We start from the raw sequence: 19,761 nt of genomic DNA, 5'->3' as shown, positions 1-19,761 counted from the left end.
ATGACTGCACGGGCACAATGAATGAAGGAGTTATACCCCCATGTGGATCGACACCCATTGCCATCTGGACGCACCCGAATTCGGCCCTGACCACGAGGGCGCGGTGGTCGCACGCACGCTGGCCGCCGAGCGGGGCGTCGGCCTTTGCGTCATCCCGGCGGTCGAGCGCAGCAACCTGGACACGGTGCGCCGGCTCGCGCACCGGCTGGGCGACGCCTATGCGCTGGGCATCCACCCGCTGTACGTGCCCCGTGCCGATGACGCCGATCTGGCGCACCTCGACGCCGCGCTCACCGAGCACCGCGACGACCCCCGGCTGGTGGCGGTGGGTGAGATCGGGCTCGATTTTTTCGTGCCCGCGCTGTGTGAACCCGCGATGCGCGAGCGACAGATCCGCTTCTACCGCGCGCAGCTGAGGCTGGCGCGAAAGCACGGCCTGCCCGTGATCGTGCATGTGCGGCGCAGCGCCGACGTGCTGCTCAAGCACCTGCGCGAGCTGCCCACGGGGGGCGGCATCGCCCACGCCTACAACGGCAGTGCAGCCCAGGCGAAGGCCTTCATCGACCTGGGGTTCAAGCTCGGGTTCGGCGGCGCGGCGACCTTCGAGCCGGCCCTGAAGCTGCGCGCCCTGGCAGCCGAACTGCCGCTGGATTCGCTGGTGCTGGAGACCGACGCGCCCGACATCCCACCGCACTGGCTGTATGTCACCGCCGCCGAGCGCGCGGCGGGCCAGGCGCAGGGCGTGAACACGCCGGCGGAGTTGCCGCGCATCGGCGCGGTGATTGCAGGTTTGCGAGGTCTGGCGCAAGAAGCCCTTGCGCAGGCGAGCACCGCCAACGCGCTGGCCGCGCTGCCCCGGCTGGCTGCACTGGTGCCCGTGCAGCGATGAGCCGCCTGCAGGGATTGCCGCCGGTGCTGGACGTGCGCACGCGCCTGTTGGTGCTGGGGAGTTTTCCGGGGGTGGCTTCGTTGCGCGCGCAGCAGTACTACGGCCACCCGCAGAACCAGTTCTGGAAGATCCTGGGGACCTTGTGGGGCGTGGACCTGAAGGCGTTGCCGTATGAGGCGCGCGTCGCGGCCTTGCATGAGCACGGTCTGGGGGTGTGGGACGTGTACGGGGCTTGTGAGCGCGAGGGCAGCCTGGACGCGGACATCCGGCACGCGGAGCTCAATGATTTCGCGTGGGTGCAGCGGCAGTGCCCGCTGCTGGAGGGCATAGCCCACAACGGGGGTGAGAGTTACCGGCATTCGAAACACACCTCGTCGCTCGGGGTGCCGGTGTACAAACTGCCATCGACGAGTCCGGCCAATGCGGGCTGGTCTTTTGAGCGCAAGCTGTCTGCCTGGGCTGAGGTGTTGCGGTTACACGCTGTTGCTTTGTAGCTTCGCCTGGCGTCTGGTTCGCGGGATCGCTGCGGCGGTGCGTTCTGCGCCGCTCGTGTCCCCCGGGCCGTTCCGGCCCTCCTCCTTTTACCTCGCTTTGCAGAACGCACCGCCGCAGCGATCCTGGAACAGTGTTGGCGCTCCAAGGCGGGCGCGCGACGACCTTTTCAGGAGGCTGGTGACCGGTGGCCGACGCAGCGAAATAAAGGAGGAGGGCCTGGAGGCCCGGGGGACATTCGCGGAGTCGGCCGCCGGTCGCCGGCCTTCCCGCGAGGAGTGTCCCCAGAAACACCCACCCAAAGAAAAGCCGCCCGGCGCGAACACCGGACGGCTTCAGCAATACACAACCCTGAAGGTCAGCCCACGGTCCTGTGTGCCATAGGTGTCTCAGGCGTCGGGTACCCGGCCGCACCAAAGGTCGACACGATGGCCTTGTTGGTGTCGAAATAAACCTGCCAGTAGTGGTCGGTGTGGGTGTAGGGGCGCACGCACAGCAACGGGCCTTCGGGCGTGAACTGCAGGATCTCGATGTCTGGCGCGGGTGTGTCCCTCACGTTCGGGATCGCGGCGATCACCGGACGCAGGCGGGCGATGGCGTCCATCACGTCCACGCTGTTGGCCACCTTGGCCACGCAGTCCACGCGGCGGAACGGCTCGGCGCTGAAGTTCTGCACGTTGTCCGCAAACACCTTGTTGTTGCCGACCACGGTCAACACGTTGTCGGGCGTCAGCACCGTGGTGGCGAACAGGCCGAGTTCCTTCACCGTGCCCAGCGTGCCGCCAGCGTTGATGAAGTCGCCGACCTTGTAGGGCCGGAGCACCTGCAAAAACAGACCCGCCGCAAAGTTGCCCAGCATGCCGCTCCAGGCTGCACCGATGGCCAGGCCCGCACCGGCCAGCAGGGCCGCGAACGAGGTGGTCTTGATGCCGAAAATATCCAGGATCGCGAGCACCAGAACCAGCGTCAGCAGCACCGAAATGATCGACTTGAGGTAGTGCGTGAGCGTGGCGTCGATCTTTTTACCTTTTTCCAGCGCCCGGCCGATCAGGCGCACCGCGATACCGATCAGCCAGCGGCCGATGATCCAGGCGGCGATGGCGCCCACGATCTTGAGCGCGAAGTCCGCGCCCTGTGTGGAGAGAAAATTCCAGACAACTTCCATGTTCATAATGATTCCTTTCGCAGAACAAACCGTCCCGATGACATATTCCTTTCCCGCCACCCGCTCAGCTGCCCTGACCGGTGATGCGTCCACCGTTTGTGTGGTTTTTCTTCCAGCGGTGTTGTTTTCGGGGTCGGAGGTGGGCGCATGAAGGCGGGCGCCAACGCCCTTGCCCGGTCCCGCAAGCCGGTCCAGGAACTGCCCGACGTCACCCTGTCGGAAGACGGCGAGGTGCGCTTCCTGCACCTGGGCACCGAGTGGATTCAGGGTTCGATGATCATTGCCGACCCGTTCGCCATCGAGCTCGACTACGTGCAGCGCATGATGGCCTGGCTGCTGTTCGTGGAGCCCGATTCGGTGAGCAAGCGAAAGGCCATGCAGCTGGGCCTGGGCTCGGCCGCGTTGACCAAGTTCCACTTCAAGAAGCTGCGCATGCACACGACGGCGGTGGAGATCAACCCGCAGGTGCTGGCCGCTTGCCAGGGCTGGTTCAAGCTGCCGCCAGATGGCCCGCGCCTGCGCGTGTTGCTGGCCGACGCAGGGCAGGAAATCCGCCAGGCACAACACACCGGCACCATCGACGCGCTGCAGGTCGACCTGTACGACCACGAGGCCGCCGCGCCCGTGCTCGACAGCCCGGACTTCTATGCCGACTGCCGCTCGGTGCTGACCGACGACGGCACCATGACCGTCAACCTGTTTGGCCGCGATGCGAGCTACGAGCGTTCGGTGCAGAGCATCTGCGCGGCCTTCGGCGAAGACGCGGTGTGGGCCTTCAAACCCACGCGGGAAGGCAACACCATCGTGCTGGCGCAGCGCACGGCCGACCGGCCCACGCGCATGCAGCTGCTGGCGCGCGCCGAAGAGATCCAGTCGCGCTGGGAGTTGCCAGCGGTCAAGTGGTTGCGCATCTTCAAACCGATCCAGTGAGAGTCGAATGAAAACTTCCGCCAAACCCGCACCGCTCCTGCCCGCAGACATTGGCCCACTCGACTGGCGCAGCCTGGTGAAGTGGCTGCGCGAGGACGGCGTGATTTCCGCCGACGAGGCCGCCCGCACCGTGGCGCGTTGCGCCTCGGCGCACAGTGCGCAGCACCCGCTGCAGCGGCTGGCGGTGGTGGGCATGGCGCGGGAGAGCGATGGGCATGTGCTCGACATCGAAACGCTGACGCAGTGGCTCGCGGAGCGCAGCGGCCTGGCCTACTTCCGCATCGACCCGCTCAAGGTGGAGGTGGGCAAGGTGGCCGATGTGATGAGCGCGGCCTACGCCGAGCGCCACAAGGTGTTGCCGGTGCAGGTGGGGGTGGCCGAGGTGGTGGTGGCCACGGCCGAACCCTTTGTGCGCGACTGGGTGCCCGAGGTCGAGCGCCAGACCCGCAAGAGCGTGCGCCTGGTGGTGGCGAGCCCGATGGACGTGGCGCGTTACACGGCCGAGTTTTTCTCGCTCGCCCGCTCGGTGCGCAACGCCAGCAAGCTGGGTGGTCAGGCCGGTTTCGGCAGCTTCGAACAGCTGGTGGAGCTGGGCAAGAGCAACAAGCAGCTGGACGCCAACGACCAGGGCGTGGTGCAGGTGGTGGACTGGCTCTGGCAGTACGCCTTTGACCAGCGCGCCAGCGACATCCACCTGGAGCCGCGGCGCGAGCAGGGCGTGATCCGCTTCCGCATCGACGGCGTGCTGCACCCGGTGTACCAGATGCCGATGAGCGTGATGAACGCGATGATCGCGCGCATCAAGCTGCTGGGCCGCATGGACGTGGTGGAAAAGCGCCGCCCGCAGGACGGCCGCATCAAGACCGTGCGGCCCGGCATCGGCGCCACCCGCGGCGACGAGGTGGAGATGCGCCTGTCCACGCTGCCCACGGCCTTCGGCGAGAAGCTCGTGATGCGCATCTTCGACCCGGAAGCCACGGTGAAAGACCTGAGCGCGCTGGGCTTCGCGCCCCACGACGCGCTGCGTTGGGAAGGCCTGACCAAGCGGCCGCACGGCATCATTCTCGTGACCGGCCCCACCGGCTCGGGCAAGACCACCACGCTGTACGCCACGCTCAAGCGCCTGGCCACCGAAGAGGTGAACGTGAGCACGGTGGAAGACCCGATCGAAATGATCGAACCGGCCTTCAACCAGACGCAGGTGCAGCCGCACCTCGACCTCGACTTTGCGCAGGGCCTGCGCGCGCTGATGCGGCAGGACCCGGACATCATCATGGTGGGCGAGGTGCGCGACCTGAACACCGCCGAGATGGCCGTGCAGGCGGCGCTCACCGGTCACCTGGTGTTCACCACGCTGCACACCAACGACGCGCCCTCGGCCATCATGCGGCTGATGGAGCTGGGCATCCCGCCCTATCTGATCAACGCCACGGTGCTCGGCGTGCTGGCGCAGCGCTTGGTGCGTACGCTGTGCCCGTCCTGCCGCATTCGCGAAGACGAAGCCACGGCGGCGGCTTCGCGCGAGACGCTCGCCGAGCTGGTGAAGCCCTGGCAGGTGAGCGGCAAGTACCGACCGTACCAGCCGGTGGGCTGTGTGGATTGCCGAATGACCGGCTACCGCGGCCGCATGGGCCTCTACGAGTTGCTGACGGTGACCGAGGCCTTCAAGGACAAGGTCAACCACGAACCCAAGATGGAGACGCTGCGCCGCCAAGGCGTGACCGACGGCATGCGGCCGCTGCGGCTGGCCGGTGCCGCCCGGGTGGCCGAAGGCCTCACCACGTTGGACGAGGTGCTGGCGTGCACGCCCCCGGTGGGCGGGTGAAGTTTCGGCACAGGGCGCACGCATGATTCCCATCAAGACCGAATCGGCCTGGCGCGGCACAGCGGATTGCCGCCGTTGTGGCATCCGCGACATGGTGCTGTTTGCCGACCTGCGCGAGGAAGACTTCAACCTGATCCACGCGCCCATCGACGACCTGGAATACGCCGCCGGCCAGCCGCTGCTGCGCATGGGCGAAACCGCTACCTCGCTCTACACCCTGCGTTCGGGCGTGATCAAGCTGGTGCGCAACACGGTGGACGGGCGGCAGCGCATCGTGCGCGTGCTGCGCAGCGGTGATGTGGTCGGGCTCGAAGCGCTGATGGGGCCGACCTACGATTCCGACGCCATCGCGCTCACGCCAATCAAGGTGTGTCGCCTGCCGCTGCAGGTGATCCAGCGGCTCAACCGCGAAACGCCGCGCCTGCACCAGCGCCTGCTGGAGCAGTGGCACCACAGCCTGAAAGAGGCCGACGACTGGCTGGCCGAACTCAACTTCGGCAACGCGCGACAGCGTGTGGCCGGCTTGATCCTGAAGATGCGGTCTGCGCACGACCCCGAGGTCTGCACGCTGTTCTCGCGCGAAGACATGGGTGCCATGCTCGACCTGAAGCTCGAGACGGTGAGCCGCACGCTCAACGCCTTTGCGCGCGAGGGTCTGGTCGAGCCCATGGACAAGATCGGTCGCGTCTACCGCGTGGTGGACGCCGAACGCCTGAGGGCGCCCAAGGGCGATTGAGCCGCCGACCCTGCGCCTGCGGGGGCAAGAGCGACTGTTGATAATTCACCGGATGTCTGACACGCCGTCCGTTGCCTCGCCATCCCCTCCCCACATCGCCTCCGGCCTGCTGCTCGCCAGCGCAGGCTCCATCGCCTTCAGCGGCAAGGCCATCATCGTCAAGCTCGCCTACCGCCACGGTGTGGACGCGGTGACGCTGATCATGTACCGCATGCTGTTTGCGCTGCCGCTGTTCCTGGCGCTGGCCTGGTGGGCCAGTCGCGGCAAACCACCGCTGACGCGCAAGGACTGGCTGGGCATCGTGGGCCTGGGGTTCACGGGGTATTACCTCGCAAGCTTTCTCGATTTCTGGGGCCTGCAATACGTCAGCGCCAGCCTGGAGCGGCTGATCCTCTACCTCAACCCCACACTGGTGCTGGTGCTCGGCTGGTTCGTCTACCAACGCCGCATCACGGGCCTTCAGGCCGCCGCCATGGCGGTGAGCTACGCCGGTGTGCTGCTGGTGTTCGGCCACGAGGCCGACTTCGCCGGGCCCAACGCGGCGCTGGGCGCGCTGCTGGTGTTTGGCAGCGCCATCAGTTACGCGATCTATCTCGTCTACAGCGGCGAGCTGGTCAAGCGCCTGGGCTCCATGCGCCTGGTGGGCCTGGCCACCAGCGTGGCCTGCATCCTGTGCCTGTTGCAGTTCGTGTTGCTGCGCCCGCTGGACGCGGCCACCGCGGTGGCGCCCGAGGTGATCTGGCTCTCGGTGCTCAACGCCACGCTGTGCACCTTCGCGCCCGTGATCATGGTGATGATGGGCATCGAGCGCATCGGCGCCGGCTTGGCGGCGCAGACCGGCATGATCGGCCCCATGTCCACCATCGCCATGGGCGTGCTGATCCTGGATGAGCCGTTCAATGGCTGGATCATCGCGGGCACGGTGCTGGTGGTGTCGGGGGTGTTTCTGGTGACGCGTTTTGGTTCGGCCAGCGCGGCGAAATGACTGTCTGAACAGGAGACTTCGAGATGGACTTGGGCATCAAGGGCAAGTGGGCGCTGGTCTGCGGCGCGAGCAAGGGGCTGGGCCTGGGCTGTGCCCAGGCCTTGGCGGGCGAGGGTGTGAACGTGGTGATGGTGGCTCGCGGAGGTGAAGTACTCGCGGCCTCGGCCGCCGCGCTTCGCACTGCGGCGCCCGGGGTACAGGTGCTCGCTGTCGCCGCCGACATCACCAGCGTCGAGGGCCGCGCCGCCGCGTTCGCCGTGGCCGGTGGGCCGGGCACCGCCTTCGACATCGTGGTCACCAACGCGGGCGGCCCGCCGACTGGCGACTTCCGCCAATGGGACCGCGAAGCTTGGCTGAAGGCGGTGGACGCCAACATGCTCACCCCCATCGAACTGATCAAGGCCACGGTGGACGGCATGGCCGCGCGCGGTTTCGGACGCATCGTCAACATCACCAGCAGCGCGGTGAAAGCACCCATCGACATCCTCGGTCTGAGCAACGGCGCGCGCAGCGGCTTGACGGGCTTCGTGGCCGGCGTGGCGCGCAGCGGCATCGCGGCGCAGGGCGTGACCATCAACAACCTGCTGCCCGGCAAGTTCGACACCGACCGCATCGCCGCCACGCTCCAAGGCGCCTCGGCGAAAACAGGCCAACCGGTGGAAGAGCTGCGCCGCCAGCAGCAGGCACAGATCCCCGCCGGCCGCTATGGCCAACCACAGGAGTTCGGCGCCATCTGCGCCTTCCTCTGCAGCCAGCAGGCCGCGTACATGACGGGCCAGAACGTGCTGGCCGATGGCGGGGCGTATCCGGGGACATTTTGAGACCCCCCGCGCCGCCTGCGGCGTCACCCCCCCCAGGGGGCGATGCGAGTGGCCCGGCGAAGCCGGTTCCACCGCATCCTTGGACGAAGACAGTTCACGCCGGAGAGGAAGTTGGTTCCAGGGCACCGCGGAACCGGCTTTGCCGGGCCGCCAGTGCCGCCCCCTTGAGGGGGTGACGGGCGAAGCCCGGCGCGGGGGTGCTTCTATGATCTTCGTGTGGTCACGAAGATCCCGCCGACGATGAGCACAAAACCCACCCCGTGGTACAGCTGCGGCAACTCGCCCAGCAAGGTGGCCGACATCAGCGCGGCGAACAGCGGCGTGAGGTTGTTGAAGAAGCCCGCCACGGTGGGACCGACGCGTGCCACGCCGATGCCCCAGCTGCGGTAGGCGAGCAACGAGGGGCCGATGGCCACATAGACCAGCGCCGCGATCAGGGGCCAGCCCCATTGCAGATGCCCCGCCGCTGCGGGCGGAAGGGTAAGCCATTCACCGGCGGTCATCAGGCCCGACCAGCCCAGGCCGAACGTGATCTGCGCCATCAGGAACGCGGCCCAGTCGGCCTTGATGCGGGCGGGGTAGCCGCCTTCGGGCGGACGCACCAGCAGCCAGCTGTACCAGGCCCAGGTGAGCGCGGCCAGCAGCATCCAGCCGTCGCCCGCGACCAGGCGCAGTGCCCCCAGTTGCGCCAGATCACCGCGTGCCAGCACCACGGCCACGCCGGCCAGGGACAGCACTGCACCAACGGCGGCGCGGCGGGTGACGGGCACCCCGTAGAGCACACGACCGAGGAGGAGCATCCAGACCGGGATGCTGGACGCGACGAGCGTCACGTTGATCGGTGTCGAGGTCTTGAGCGCCATGTACTGCAGCGCGTTGTACAGCCCCACACCGAGCAGGCCCAGCAGTGCAAACCGGCGCCGCTGGGGCCACAGGCCGCTGCCCGGGCGCAGCACCCAGGCGGCCAGCGGCAGCAACAGTGCGCCGGCCAGCACCCAGCGCAGGAAGTTGAAGGTGATGGGTGGAATGGCGCCCTGCATCAGCCGCCCCACCACGGCGTTGCCCGCCCACAGGAGCGGCGGGATCAGCAGCAGGGCCATGGTGCCGGGAGTGAGGCGGGCGGGAGCGGTCATGCGGCGACTGTACCCATGCCACCTTGCCCCGGGCGGACGCAGGGCTTGGCGGTTTGCCCCGCAGGCGCCAAGGGGGTTTCGTGGCAGCATGTGGGCTGTTTCAAAACAAGGAGACCTGCATGACCCAGACCAGCCGCGCCGTGCGCATCCACGCCCACGGTGGCCCCGAACAACTGGTGGTGGACACCGTCGAGGTGGGTGAGCCCGGCCCGGGCGAGGTGCGCATCCGCCACCACGCCATCGGCCTGAATTTCATCGACGTCTACCAGCGCACCGGCCTCTACCCCAACCCCATGCCGCTGGCCTTGGGCATGGAGGGTGCAGGCGTGATCGAGGCGGTGGGCGAGGGCGTGACGCACCTCAAGGTCGGCGACAGCGCGGCCTACGCGGCGGGCAAACCCGGCAGCTACTGCGATGTGCGCGTGATGCCGGCCATGAACGTCTGCCAGCTGCCCGACATGATCAGCTTCGAAACCGGCGCGGCCATGATGCTCAAGGGCCTGACCGCGCAGTACCTGCTCAAGCGCTGCAAGCCGACCGAAGGCCTGGAAGTGGGTGACTTCGTGCTCTTCCATGCCGCCGCCGGTGGCGTGGGCCTGATCGCCTGTCAGTGGGCCAAGGCGCTGGGCCTGCGCCTGATCGGCACGGCGGGGTCCGACGAAAAGTGCGCGCTGGCCCGCGATCACGGCGCCGAGTTCACGATCAACTACCGCACCGAAGACTTCGCCGCCCGCGTGAAAGAGATCACCGACGGCCGGGGTGTGAAGGTGGTCTACGACTCGGTGGGCAAGGACACCTTCGACAAGTCGCTCGACTGCCTGCGCCCTTTTGGCCTGATGGTCAGCTTCGGCAACGCCAGCGGCCCGGTGGCGCCGTTCGCCCCCGGCATCCTCGGCCCCAAAGGTTCGATCTACGTGACGCGCCAAACCCTGTTCACCCACATCAGCAGCCGCGAGCGCACCCAGGCCATGGCCGACGACCTGTTCGATGTGGTGCAGAGCGGCGCAGTGAAGATCCGCATCGACCAGCGTTTCGCACTGACCGATGTGAGGCAGGCGCATGAGAGCCTGGAAGCCCGTGCCACCACCGGCTGCACCATCCTCCTGCCCTGATCCCGATCAGGTACCCCCAAAAGAAAAGGCCACGCAATGTGGCCTTTTCTTCGTCTGTTTGCCGGTCAGAACGACATGCCGGCGCCAAGGGTAAAGCCGGTGTATTTCACACCGTTGCCGCTGTAGTAGGACATGTAATCGCCGCCGACACTGATCGGGCGGTTGCCGAACGAGGAAAAACCGGTCTGGGTCTTGAAGCCCAGGCCGTAGGACAGGCTCGCACCACTGTCGGTGCCGGCGTAGCCGCGCACGCTCGAACCGGTGTTGGCGATGCCCAGGCGGCCGAAGATCTCGGTCGTGCCACCGAAGCGCAGACGCGGCTTGGCGTAGGCGCCGATCATGGTGCCGGCGCTCACGCTGTACCCGGCGCCGTAGGCCCCATAGCCCACACCGTCAGCACCACGCAGGCCCAGGCCCAGCATGGCTTCGATGGCCAGCAGGGGGTCGTAGTCGTAGCCGGCGACGGCGCGCAGCATCATGGGGCGGCCCGAGATGCCGTAGCGGGCGATTTTGTAGCTCATCAGGCTCAGGCCCAGTTCGCCATAGACCTTGTCCGTCAGGCCCTGCGATGCCACACCCTTGTCGACAAAGGTTTCGCCTTTGGCCACGCCGGAGGCGGTCTTCTTTTGCACGGTCTGGGCCGACACGGCACAGGTCATCGTTGCCATCACGCCGAGCGCGATCAGCTTCATCATGGGTTGCATGGAAAACTCCCTAAAAAACAAAAGACAGCTTGAGTGCCTTCGCCCGCTTCGACGAGCGGCGCACAAGAAAAAAGGAGCCCATCTCTGGGCTCCTTTTCCTTGAGGAAAGCGGGCAAATTATATCTTTGGGATTACAAGCTGCAGTGCGCTTTCCAGGTGGCGGAGGGTGCCCGGCACGTCGTGCCATTTGTCCAGGCCGAAGAGGCCGATGCGGAAGCTGCGGAAGTCGGCCGGTTCGTCGCATTGCAGGGGCACACCGGCGGCGGCCTGCAGACCCGCAGCGAGGAATTTTTTGCTGTTCTGGATGTCCGGGTCGGTGGTGTAACTCACCACCACCCCTGGCGACTGGAAGCCCGGTGCCGCGACGCTGGGGAACCCGTTGTTCTCCAGCAGGTCGCGCACGGCGCGGCCGAGCGCGATCTGCTCGTCGCGCACCTTGTCGCAGCCATAGGCCTCGGTTTCCTGCATGGTGTCGCGCAGCCGCAGCAGGGCGTCGGTCGGCAGGGTCGTGTGGTACGCGTGTCCGCCGCCTTCATAGGTTTCCATGATCTGCAGCCACTTCTTCAGGTCCATCGCGAAGGTGGTGCTCTGGGTGCCGTCAATCGCTTTGCGCGCACGCTCGCTCAGCATCACCATGGCGCAGCAGGGCGAGCTGCTCCAGCCCTTCTGCGGCGCGGAGATCAGGATGTCCACACCAGTGGCGGCCATGTTCACCCACATCGCACCCGAGGCAATGCAGTCCAGCACCATCAGGCCACCCACGGCATGCACCGCGTCGGCCACGGCCTTGAGGTAGTCGTCGGGCAGCATCATGCCGGCGGCGGTTTCCACGTGCGGTGCAAACACCAGTGCGGGTTTTTCTGCTGCGATGGCCGCCACCACTTCGTCGATGGGCGCGGGCGCCCACGCAGCCTGCGAACCCTCGGCGATGCGGCGCGCCTTCATCACCGTGTGGCTGGCGGGAATCGAGCCCATGTCGAAGATCTGCGTCCAGCGGTAGCTGAACCAGCCGTTGCGGATCACCATGACGTGTTGGCCGTGCGCGAACTGGCGCGCCACCGACTCCATGCCAAAGGTGCCGCTGCCCGGCACCAGCACGGCCGAATGCGCGCCATAGACGCGCTTGAGCATGGCCGAGATGTCGGTCATCACGCCCTGGAAGCGCTTGGACATGTGGTTGAGCGCGCGGTCGGTGTACACCACCGAAAACTCGAGCAGGCCGTCGGGGTCGATCTGGGGCAGCAATCCGGGCATGTTGTCTCCTATGGGGAACTCGAAAAATCAGGTTAGCACAGCGCCCCGAGGTCAGTGGTGGCCGGGCGGTGTCTCCAGGTCTTGCAGGCGGCTCTCCCTCAAGCGGCTGGGTGCAAGCACGCCGGCCGAGTCCAGGATGGGGTAGGCGATGGAGCAGATGTGTGAGTTGATGCGCTTCAGGTCGCTGATCAGGTCGATGTGCAGCGAGCTGCTTTCCATGCTCTGCCTCGACTGTTCGGACAGGCGCTCCAGGTGGCTGCTGGCGTATTCACGCTCCATCTCGCGAAAGCGCACTTTCTCTTCCAGCAGGCGCTGCGCGTCGCGCACGTTGCCGTCGAGGAAGACACTCATGCCCAGGCGCAGGTTGTCGAGCAGGCGCGCGTGCATGGCGCAGATCTCGGTCATGCCCGCCTCCGAAAACTCGCGGCCCTTGCGGATTTTTTTGTCTTCGATGTCCAGCAGCACGCGCTCGACCGTGTCGCCGATCTGCTCCATGTTGATGGTGAAGCTGATGATGTCGGTCCAGCGCCGGCTCTCGGCCTCGCTCAGTTGCTGGCGTGAGAGTTTGGTCAGGTAGTACTTGATGGCCGAGTACAGGCCATCCACCGTGTCGTCCATCTTGCGCAGGTCCTGCGCGAGCTGCAGATCGTTGGTCTTGATGACCGTCATCACGCCGCGCAGCATGGTCTCGACCACATCGGCCTGGTGCAGCGCCTCGCGCGCCGCGCACGAGATGGCCAGCGACGGTGTGGCCAGGGCGGACGGGTCGAGGTGGTTGGGCCGGTTGAGCGCGGCGCCAACCCCTTGCAGCGGCAGCAGCTTCTCGACCCAACCGGCGACCGGGCGCGTGAGACCGATGAAGAAGAGCCCCACCATGAGGTTGAAGCTCAGGTGGAACAGCACGGTCAGGGCCGCCGGGTCGGGCACGTGGGGTTGCACCAGGCTCAGCCACAGCGGAATGAGCCAGGGCGCGAGGGCCACGCCCATCAGCTTGAACAGCAGGTTGCCCAGCGGCACCTGGCGCGTGGCTCGGTTGGTGCGCGCGGTGGTGATCACGGCGAGCAGGCCGCTGCCCAGGTTGGCGCCCAGCACCAGGCCCAGGGCCACGTCCACCCCCACCACCTGCAGCGCCAGCGTGGCGGTGAGCAGCACGACGGCGAGGCTGGAGTAGGCCAGCACCGCGAGCGTGGCGCCCACCAGGATTTCGAGCATGCGGTCGCTGGTGAGCGAGGCCAGCATCAGCTGCACCGCCGGGTTGCGCGTGAGCACCGCGGTGTACTGGCTCACCAGCTGCAGCGCCAGCAGCATCAGGCCCAGACCGATCAGCACGCGGCCCACGTCGCCCATCTGAGAGCCTTGCCGCAGGATGAAGAGCGTGACGCCGATGAAGATGCACAGGGGCGAGAGCCAGGAGAGGTCGAAGGAGAACACCACCGCCATCACGCTGGTGCCGATGTCGGCGCCCAGCATCACGGCCAGCGCGGCAGGCAGGGCGATCAGGCCACGGCCCACGAACGACGCGATGATGAGCGCGGTGGCGGTGCTCGACTGCACCAGCGCCGTGACGCCCAGACCCGACAGCGCAGCGGTGAAGCGGTTGCCCATGCTCGCAGCGAGCACCTGGCGCAGCTTGCTGCCGAAGACCCGCAGGATGCCCGTGCGCACCAGGTGGGTTCCCCAGACCAGCAACGCGATCGCCGCCAGCAGATTGAGCAGGTGTGTCATGTCTGGGGAAAACTATACGCGCGGTCGAAAACCCTGACCTCGCAGTTGGGCGAAATGTCGATCCGGCGCCGGGCCGCCCCAAGCCGGATCAGCCCCCTTGGGGGGTAACGACCCGCGAAGCGGCGGAGTGTGGGGGCAACGATCCGGCGCCGGGCCGCCCCAAGCCGGATCAGCCCCCGTGGGGGGCAACGACCCGCGAAGCGGCGGAGTGTGTGGGTCAACTTCTTTTCACGCGCAAGATCTCGTCCAGGATCAGCGCGATCGCGCCGATGGTGATGCCCGCGTCGGCCACGTTGAAGGCGGGAAAGTGCCCGCCCGGAAACAGGCCCGACAGGAACGACCAATGGAAATCGAAGAAGTCCACCACGTAGCCGTGCAGCACGCGGTCCACCACGTTGCCGATGGCGCCGCCCAGGATGCAGGCGAGCGCGAAGGCAAACAGCTTCTGGCCAGGATGCGAACGCAGCATCCAGACGATGAACACCGCCGCCGCGACACCGATGCCGGTGAAGAACCAGCGCTGCCAGCCCCCCGCCGAGGCGAGGAAGGAGAAGGCGGCGCCGGTGTTGTGCACCCGGACCACGTTGAAGAAGCTGGTGACGTAGGTGCTGTCGCCAAGCTGGTAGTTGCCGACGATCAGCGTCTTGGTGAACTGGTCCAGCAGCAGGATGGCGGCGGCCAGGCCGAGCCAGGGCCAGAGGGAGCCTTTGGTTTTTGCCATCAGGCCACCTTGCGGGTTTCACCCACGCCCATGCCCGCCGCTTCGGCCAGGTTGCTCACGCAGCGACCGCACAGCGTGGGGTGCTCGGCGTGTTGCCCGATGTCGTCGACGTAGTGCCAGCAGCGGTCGCATTTGGTGGCGGTGCTCGGCGCCACTTCGCAGGAGAACTCTCCAGGAAGAAATTCTTTGTAGTTGTCGTAGCCTTCTTGGCGAATCTTCTTGTGCTCGTCGACAAGTTCTACTGCGGACACGATAAGCACAAACTTTAGGTCTTGCCCGATGGATTCAAGTAGGGAGAGGTCGTCATCACGTGCGGTGACTTGAACAGTCGCTTGGAGGGACGATCCAATGCGCCCTTCTTGACGCTCCGTTTCAATTGCCTTGTTCACAAAGTAACGCATCTCGCGGATACGGTTCCACTTGGCGAGCAGCGCCTCGTTGGGTGTGGGGAGCGGCGAGAAGGTCTCGAAGAAGAGCGAGCCCTGGTTCTGGTCGCCCGCGAAATGCGCCCAGGCCTCTTCGGCGGTGAAGCTGAGGAACGGCGCCATCCAGCGCAGCATGGCGTTGGTGATCTGGTGCAGCGCGGTCTGGGCCGAGCGGCGCGCCAGCGATTTGGGCGCCGTGGTGTACAGCCGGTCCTTCAGCACGTCGAGGTAGAACGCGCCCAGGTCTTCCGAGCAGTAGACCTGCAGCTTGTTCACCACCGGGTGGAATTCGTAGACGTCGAAGTGCGCGAGGATCTGCGCCTGCAGCTCGCTGGCGCGGGCCAGCGCGTAGCGGTCGATCTCCAGCATCTGCTCCAGCGGCACGGCGTCGGTGGCGGGGTTGAAATCCGACACGTTGGCCATCAGGAAACGCAGCGTGTTGCGGATGCGGCGGTAGGCGTCGACCACACGGGCGAGGATCTTGTCGTCGATGTTGAGGTCGCCCGAGTAGTCGGTGCTGGCCACCCACAGGCGCACGATCTCGGCGCCGAGCTTGCTCGTCACGCTCTGCGGTTCCACCGTGTTGCCCAAGCTCTTGCTCATCTTGCGGCCCTGGCCGTCGGTGGCGAAGCCATGGGTCAGCAGGCCCTTGTACGGGGCGCGGTCGTACAGCGCACAACCCAGCAGCAGCGAGCTGTGGAACCAGCCGCGGTGCTGGTCGTGGCCTTCGAGGTAGAGGTCGGCCTCGGGGCCTTGTGCATGGCTGGCACCGTTCGGGTAGGCCTTGGCGTGGCTGCCGCGCAGCACGTGCCAGAAGGTGGAGCCGGAGTCGAACCACACCTCCAGGATGTCGGTGCTCTTGGTGTACTGCGGCGCATCGGCGCCCAGGATCTCTTCGGCCGTCACGCGACTCCAGGCCTCGATGCCGCCTTGCTCGACGATGTCGGCCGCCTGGTCCAGGATTTCCATCGTGCGCGGGTGCAGCTCGCCCGAATCCTTGTGCAGGAAGAAGGGCACGGGCACGCCCCAGCTCCGCTGGCGCGAGATGCACCAGTCGGGCCGGTTGGCGATCATGTCGCGCAGGCGGGTCTTGCCGTTCTCGGGGTAGAACGAGGTGTGGTCGATGGCGTCCAGCGCGAGCTGGCGCAGGGTCTTGGGCGCCTTGTCCTTGGTGAACACGCCCTCGCCCTCGTCCATGCGCACGAACCACTGTGCCGCGGCGCGGTAGATCACCGGCGTCTTGTGGCGCCAGCAATGCGGGTAGCTGTGGGTGATCTTCTGCGTGGCCATCAGGCGGCCGGCGTTTTTCAGCGCTTCGAGGATGACCGGCACGGCCTTCCAGATGTGCAGGCCGCCGAACAGCGGGAAGTCGGGCGCGTAGGCACCGTTGCCTTGCACCGGGTTCAGGATGTCGTCGTAGGCCAGGCCGTTGGCCACGCAGGAGTTGAAGTCGTCCACGCCGTAGGCCGGCGACGAATGCACGATGCCGGTGCCGTCGCTGTCGCTCACGTAGTCGGCGATGTAGACCGGCGAGAGGCGCTGGTAACCTGCGTCCACGTCGTACAGCGGATGGCGGAAGTTCAAGCCGCCCAGTTGATCGCCCTTCGTGGTGGCGAGCACGTTGCCTTGCAGGCCGAAGCGCTCCAGGCATTTTTCGACCAGCGTCTCGGCCAGCACCAGGCAACCCATGGGCGTGTCCACCAGCGCGTAGGTCAACTCGGGGTGGGCGTTGAGCGCCTGGTTGGCGGGGATGGTCCAGGCGGTGGTGGTCCAGATGACGGCGAAGGCGCTCTTGCCGGCAGGCAGCGCGGCCAGGCTGAAAGCAGCGGCGAGCTTCGCTGCGTCGTCGGTCTCGAAGGCCACGTCCAGCGTGTCGCTTTGTTTGTCGGCGTATTCGATCTCGAACTCGGCCAGCGAACTGCCGCAGTCGAAACACCAGTACACGGGCTTCAGACCCCGGTAGACAAAGCCGCGCTCGATCACGCGCTTGAAAGCGCGGATTTCACCGGCCTCGTTGCCGAAGTCCATGGTGCGATAGGGACGTTCCCAGTCGCCGAGCACGCCCAGACGCTTGAAGTCTTCGCGCTGCTGATCGATCTGCTCGGTGGCGAAGGCGCGGCTCTTGGCCTGCATGTCGTCGCGGCTGAGGTTGCGGCCGTGCAGCTTTTCGATCGCGTTCTCGATCGGCAGGCCGTGGCAGTCCCAGCCGGGGATGTACTGCGCATCGAAGCCGGCCAGCTGGCGTGACTTGACGATCATGTCTTTCAGCACCTTGTTCAGCGCGTGGCCGATGTGCAGCTTGCCGTTGGCATAGGGCGGGCCGTCGTGCAGCACAAACAGCGGTGCGCCCTGGCGGGCATCGCGCAGGCGCTTGTAGAGGCCACCTTCATTCCATTCCCCGACCCAGGCTGGCTCGCGCTTGGGCAGGTCGCCGCGCATGGGAAACGGCGTGTCGGGCATGTTCAGCGTGGCGCGGTAGGCGCTGGCTTCGGGCTTGGCCTCGTTCTTCGGGGCAGCGGTTTTTTCAGACATGGTGGTCGGCTTTCGAATTCGGGATCGGCAAAGGCAGGCTCGGTGGTGCGGCGTGGCGCACGGGGAAGGGGCGGGTCGCCCCGAGCCTGTCAGAGGGCGCGCGGCCCGGGGCTCGGCGCCCCGGCAGCGGCGTTAAATTCGGTCGCGGGTGGTCTGGCGGTGCGTCTGGGTGTGCAGCGACGCAAAAAACGCACGCGCGTCATCGCGGTCCTTGGCGATGCCCCGGGTGAGGGCGTCCAGACCGTCGTACTTCAGTTCGTCGTGCAGTTTGTGCAGCAGTTCCACGCGGATGATTTTACCGTAGGCCTCCCCGCCGGGCAGGCTGGTGGAGAGCTCGGCCGGCCAGTCCAGGCAATGGGTTTCGAGCAGCACGCGCCCGCCGTTCACGTCGTCCGGGTCCAGCGAGGGGCGCACGCCGAGGTTGGCCACGCCGTCCAGAGACGTCTCTCCCAGACCGTGAACGCGCACGGCGAAGATGCCGCTGGCGGCCGGTTTCCAGTGCGAAAAGCGCAGGTTGAGGGTGCGAAAACCGTCGCCAGCGCCCGGACGGCTTTCGGCCAGCTGGCGCCCGAGCTTGCGCCCGTGCACCACGTGGCCGCTGATGCTGAACGGGCGGCCGAGCAAGGCGGCCACACGGTCCATGTCGCCCGCGGCCAGTGCTTCGCGAACGGCCGAACTGGAGACGCGGGTGCCGTGCACCTCATAGCTCTGCATGCGCGCCACATCAAAGCCGAGGGCCGAGCCGGCGGCGTCAAGCATGGCGTAGTCGCCTGCTCGTTGCGAACCAAAGCGGAAGTCGTCCCCCACCAGCACGTATTTCACACCCAGCGCCTTGACGAGGATGTCCTGAATGAAGGCTTGCGGTTGTTGCGAGGCCAGACGCGCGTTGAACGGCAGCACCACGCACTGCTCCACACCGCAGCGTTGCAGCTCTTCCAGCTTGTCGCGCAGCGTGGCGATGCGTGCCGGCGCCAGATCGGGCTTGTGGTGCAGAGCGGCGAAGTAGTCGCGCGGGTGCGGCTCGAAGGTCATTACGCAACTGGGCACGCCGCGGTGTTTCGCCTCGTTGATCAGCAAGGCCAACATGGCCTGGTGTCCGCGGTGCACGCCGTCGAAGTTGCCGATGGTGAGTGCGCAGCCCGGTGCGGCGTCGCCCGCAGCGGGCTGGTGCAGGCGGTTCCAGAGGCCTCGAATGATTTTCATGCGGTAATTCGGCGCGGTCGTCGAAGCGTCATCAAAGAACGCTATATTGTCACAGCGCCGCCGGTCGCAGCCGGCGGGCGCACCAGCCGCAGGTGACAAGGCGGCTGGCCTCTTCAGTTTGATTTGAAGGAGCCAGGTTTTGAAGGTCTTGAAGCTGTCTGCCCAGGGGTTGCCACAGTCGTGGATCAGCCTCGAAGAAGCCGTGCTGCACTACGCGGCGGACGAGGTGCGCTGGGAAATGGGCGCCGAGGTCGCCGTGTTCCACGGTGGTTACAACGCGGTCACCGGGCGACAGTCCATCATCACCGTCAATTCCATCATCGGCACCGAAGGTGTGCCGCGCATCAATCCGTTTGGTCTGCGGCCCTCGCTCACCAACAGCAAGCTGTTTTCGCGCGACCGATGCCTCTGCGGTTACTGTGGTGAACGCTTTCACGAAGACGATCTGACGCGCGAGCACATCGTGCCGTTGGGTCAGCGCGGTATGGACATCTGGATGAACGTGGTGACGGCCTGCAAGTCATGCAACCACCGCAAGGGCAACCGCACGCCTGAGCAGGCGCACATGCCGCTGATCTATGCCCCTTATGTGCCCAGCCTGTGGGAAGACTTCATCCTGCGCAACCGCCGCATCTTGGCGGATCAGATGGAGTTTCTGATGTCTCATCTTCCTAAAAACTCGCGTTTGCACGCTTAGTCTTCTTGGGATTGCCTGCGCTTCTTCGATGGCCCTGAGGGCGCTGGATGAGTGACTCCGCTCATGTCCCCTGCCAAGGGCTGCGCCTTTGTCTCCTCCTTGACTTCGCTGCGTCACTCACCCAGCGCCCTCAGGCCGTGACCACAAGGGCGTGCCAGCGGTGGAGCGCACACGTGTCGGCAGATCGGCGAGGGGCCAGGTCTTGCGCAGCGAAGTCAAGGAGGAGGGGCCGCGCAGCGGCACCGGGGGACATGAGCGGAGCAAGGCGTGGCCTCTCGCCGTTCCGTAAGCGTCCGGCCATCCCACCCTTGAGGTCGGCGGCATAAGTGGCAACGATGGTGTCCACCAAACGAGATAGGTGGACACCATGACCGAAGCCAAGAACAAGACCCGTCGGCGCCACAGCGCCGAG

The 19,761-nt window shown here is 66.3% G+C and carries 17 protein-coding genes; 9 read left to right on the top strand and 8 right to left on the bottom strand.

Annotated elements, in window-relative coordinates; all coding sequences use genetic code 11:
• The first annotated feature begins 40 nt into the window (after window positions 1-40).
• Both B0E41_RS10560 and B0E41_RS10555 read left to right on the top strand, forming a co-directional pair.
• Window positions 41-889 (top strand): TatD family hydrolase, encoded by an 849-nt coding sequence (locus tag B0E41_RS10560; RefSeq protein ID WP_077331057.1) that lies wholly within the window; start codon window positions 41-43, stop codon window positions 887-889.
• Window positions 886-1,383: a DNA-deoxyinosine glycosylase gene (locus tag B0E41_RS10555; RefSeq protein ID WP_077331056.1), complete on the top strand. Its 498-nt coding sequence runs from the start codon at window positions 886-888 to the stop codon at window positions 1,381-1,383. The genes B0E41_RS10560 and B0E41_RS10555 overlap by 4 nt, the downstream gene beginning before the upstream one ends.
• A 356-nt stretch (window positions 1,384-1,739) precedes the next feature.
• Here the strand turns inward: B0E41_RS10555 and B0E41_RS10550 are convergent, their stop codons facing one another.
• The gene (locus B0E41_RS10550) at window positions 1,740-2,552 is read right to left on the bottom strand and encodes a mechanosensitive ion channel family protein (protein ID WP_077331055.1); all 813 of its coding nucleotides are present in this window, start codon (window positions 2,550-2,552) and stop codon (window positions 1,740-1,742) included.
• A gap of 141 nt (window positions 2,553-2,693) precedes the next feature.
• On the opposite strand from B0E41_RS10550, the gene B0E41_RS10545 reads away from it, so the two are divergent.
• From B0E41_RS10545 to B0E41_RS10525, 5 genes are read left to right on the top strand one after another with little or no spacing between them, the layout of a single operon-like run.
• Complete coding sequence (locus tag B0E41_RS10545) at window positions 2,694-3,476, top strand: spermidine synthase (RefSeq protein WP_077331054.1); 783 nt, start codon at window positions 2,694-2,696, stop codon at window positions 3,474-3,476.
• A 7-nt stretch (window positions 3,477-3,483) separates the two neighbouring features.
• Window positions 3,484-5,301: a GspE/PulE family protein gene (locus B0E41_RS10540; protein ID WP_077331053.1), complete on the top strand. Its 1,818-nt coding sequence runs from the start codon at window positions 3,484-3,486 to the stop codon at window positions 5,299-5,301.
• 22 nt (window positions 5,302-5,323) lie between these two features.
• Entirely contained in the window at window positions 5,324-6,037 is a 714-nt protein-coding gene (locus B0E41_RS10535) for a Crp/Fnr family transcriptional regulator (RefSeq protein ID WP_077331052.1), read from the top strand.
• A gap of 52 nt (window positions 6,038-6,089) precedes the next feature.
• Entirely contained in the window at window positions 6,090-7,022 is a 933-nt protein-coding gene (locus B0E41_RS10530) for a DMT family transporter (protein ID WP_077331051.1), read from the top strand.
• A gap of 23 nt (window positions 7,023-7,045) precedes the next feature.
• Complete coding sequence (locus tag B0E41_RS10525) at window positions 7,046-7,843, top strand: SDR family oxidoreductase (protein ID WP_077331050.1); 798 nt, start codon at window positions 7,046-7,048, stop codon at window positions 7,841-7,843.
• Window positions 7,844-8,046: 203 nt separating this feature from the next.
• Here B0E41_RS10525 and B0E41_RS10520 read toward each other — a convergent pair whose 3' ends face one another.
• Window positions 8,047-8,976, bottom strand: coding sequence for a DMT family transporter (locus B0E41_RS10520; protein WP_077331049.1), 930 nt, complete (start codon window positions 8,974-8,976; stop codon window positions 8,047-8,049).
• Between the two features lie 119 nt (window positions 8,977-9,095).
• On the opposite strand from B0E41_RS10520, the gene B0E41_RS10515 reads away from it, so the two are divergent.
• Window positions 9,096-10,088 (top strand): quinone oxidoreductase, encoded by a 993-nt coding sequence (locus B0E41_RS10515; RefSeq protein ID WP_077331048.1) that lies wholly within the window; start codon window positions 9,096-9,098, stop codon window positions 10,086-10,088.
• Window positions 10,089-10,153: 65 nt separating this feature from the next.
• Here B0E41_RS10515 and B0E41_RS10510 read toward each other — a convergent pair whose 3' ends face one another.
• The 6 genes from B0E41_RS10510 to B0E41_RS10485 form a co-directional block, all read right to left on the bottom strand.
• The gene (locus tag B0E41_RS10510; RefSeq protein WP_143433775.1) at window positions 10,154-10,792 is read right to left on the bottom strand and encodes a porin family protein; all 639 of its coding nucleotides are present in this window, start codon (window positions 10,790-10,792) and stop codon (window positions 10,154-10,156) included.
• A gap of 117 nt (window positions 10,793-10,909) precedes the next feature.
• Complete coding sequence (locus tag B0E41_RS10505; protein WP_077331046.1) at window positions 10,910-12,046, bottom strand: aminotransferase class V-fold PLP-dependent enzyme; 1,137 nt, start codon at window positions 12,044-12,046, stop codon at window positions 10,910-10,912.
• 51 nt (window positions 12,047-12,097) lie between these two features.
• A complete protein-coding gene (locus B0E41_RS10500; RefSeq protein ID WP_077331045.1) occupies window positions 12,098-13,771 on the bottom strand; it encodes a Na/Pi cotransporter family protein in 1,674 nt (557 codons plus the stop codon).
• A 217-nt stretch (window positions 13,772-13,988) separates the two neighbouring features.
• Window positions 13,989-14,492 carry a signal peptidase II gene (lspA, locus tag B0E41_RS10495; protein WP_077331044.1) on the bottom strand — a complete coding sequence of 168 codons (504 nt, stop codon included), beginning with the start codon at window positions 14,490-14,492 and terminating at the stop codon, window positions 13,989-13,991.
• A complete protein-coding gene (gene ileS / locus B0E41_RS10490; RefSeq protein ID WP_077331043.1) occupies window positions 14,492-17,449 on the bottom strand; it encodes an isoleucine--tRNA ligase in 2,958 nt (985 codons plus the stop codon). The genes lspA and ileS overlap by 1 nt, the downstream gene beginning before the upstream one ends.
• 132 nt (window positions 17,450-17,581) lie before the next feature.
• The gene (locus B0E41_RS10485; protein WP_077331042.1) at window positions 17,582-18,652 is read right to left on the bottom strand and encodes a bifunctional riboflavin kinase/FAD synthetase; all 1,071 of its coding nucleotides are present in this window, start codon (window positions 18,650-18,652) and stop codon (window positions 17,582-17,584) included.
• A gap of 139 nt (window positions 18,653-18,791) precedes the next feature.
• Here B0E41_RS10485 and B0E41_RS10480 point away from each other — a divergent pair, with 139 nt between their 5' ends.
• Window positions 18,792-19,349 (top strand): HNH endonuclease, encoded by a 558-nt coding sequence (locus B0E41_RS10480; RefSeq protein ID WP_077331041.1) that lies wholly within the window; start codon window positions 18,792-18,794, stop codon window positions 19,347-19,349.
• The last annotated feature ends 412 nt before the right edge of the window (window positions 19,350-19,761 follow it).

Source organism: Hydrogenophaga sp. A37 (genome assembly GCF_002001205.1).
Taxonomy (GTDB): Bacteria; Pseudomonadota; Gammaproteobacteria; order Burkholderiales; family Burkholderiaceae_C; genus Hydrogenophaga.
The sequence above is the reverse complement of the archived record's forward strand: the minus strand, read 5'-3'. Positions and strand labels throughout refer to the sequence as shown.

Excerpts from the sequence above, each read along its gene's own strand:
- B0E41_RS10505 (WP_077331046.1), bottom strand. The coding sequence starts at position 12,046 with ATGCCCGGATTGCTGCCCCAGATCGACCCCGACGGCCTGCTCGAGTTT.
- B0E41_RS10525 (WP_077331050.1), top strand. The coding sequence starts at position 7,046 with ATGGACTTGGGCATCAAGGGCAAGTGGGCGCTGGTCTGCGGCGCGAGC.
- B0E41_RS10530 (WP_077331051.1), top strand. The coding sequence starts at position 6,090 with ATGTCTGACACGCCGTCCGTTGCCTCGCCATCCCCTCCCCACATCGCC.
- B0E41_RS10535 (WP_077331052.1), top strand. The coding sequence starts at position 5,324 with ATGATTCCCATCAAGACCGAATCGGCCTGGCGCGGCACAGCGGATTGC.
- B0E41_RS10545 (WP_077331054.1), top strand. The coding sequence starts at position 2,694 with ATGAAGGCGGGCGCCAACGCCCTTGCCCGGTCCCGCAAGCCGGTCCAG.
- B0E41_RS10520 (WP_077331049.1), bottom strand. The coding sequence starts at position 8,976 with ATGACCGCTCCCGCCCGCCTCACTCCCGGCACCATGGCCCTGCTGCTG.
- B0E41_RS10550 (WP_077331055.1), bottom strand. The coding sequence starts at position 2,552 with ATGAACATGGAAGTTGTCTGGAATTTTCTCTCCACACAGGGCGCGGAC.
- B0E41_RS10540 (WP_077331053.1), top strand. The coding sequence starts at position 3,484 with ATGAAAACTTCCGCCAAACCCGCACCGCTCCTGCCCGCAGACATTGGC.
- lspA (WP_077331044.1), bottom strand. The coding sequence starts at position 14,492 with ATGGCAAAAACCAAAGGCTCCCTCTGGCCCTGGCTCGGCCTGGCCGCC.
- B0E41_RS10485 (WP_077331042.1), bottom strand. The coding sequence starts at position 18,652 with ATGAAAATCATTCGAGGCCTCTGGAACCGCCTGCACCAGCCCGCTGCG.
- B0E41_RS10510 (WP_143433775.1), bottom strand. The coding sequence starts at position 10,792 with ATGCAACCCATGATGAAGCTGATCGCGCTCGGCGTGATGGCAACGATG.
- B0E41_RS10560 (WP_077331057.1), top strand. The coding sequence starts at position 41 with ATGTGGATCGACACCCATTGCCATCTGGACGCACCCGAATTCGGCCCT.
- ileS (WP_077331043.1), bottom strand. The coding sequence starts at position 17,449 with ATGTCTGAAAAAACCGCTGCCCCGAAGAACGAGGCCAAGCCCGAAGCC.
- B0E41_RS10555 (WP_077331056.1), top strand. The coding sequence starts at position 886 with ATGAGCCGCCTGCAGGGATTGCCGCCGGTGCTGGACGTGCGCACGCGC.
- B0E41_RS10500 (WP_077331045.1), bottom strand. The coding sequence starts at position 13,771 with ATGACACACCTGCTCAATCTGCTGGCGGCGATCGCGTTGCTGGTCTGG.
- B0E41_RS10515 (WP_077331048.1), top strand. The coding sequence starts at position 9,096 with ATGACCCAGACCAGCCGCGCCGTGCGCATCCACGCCCACGGTGGCCCC.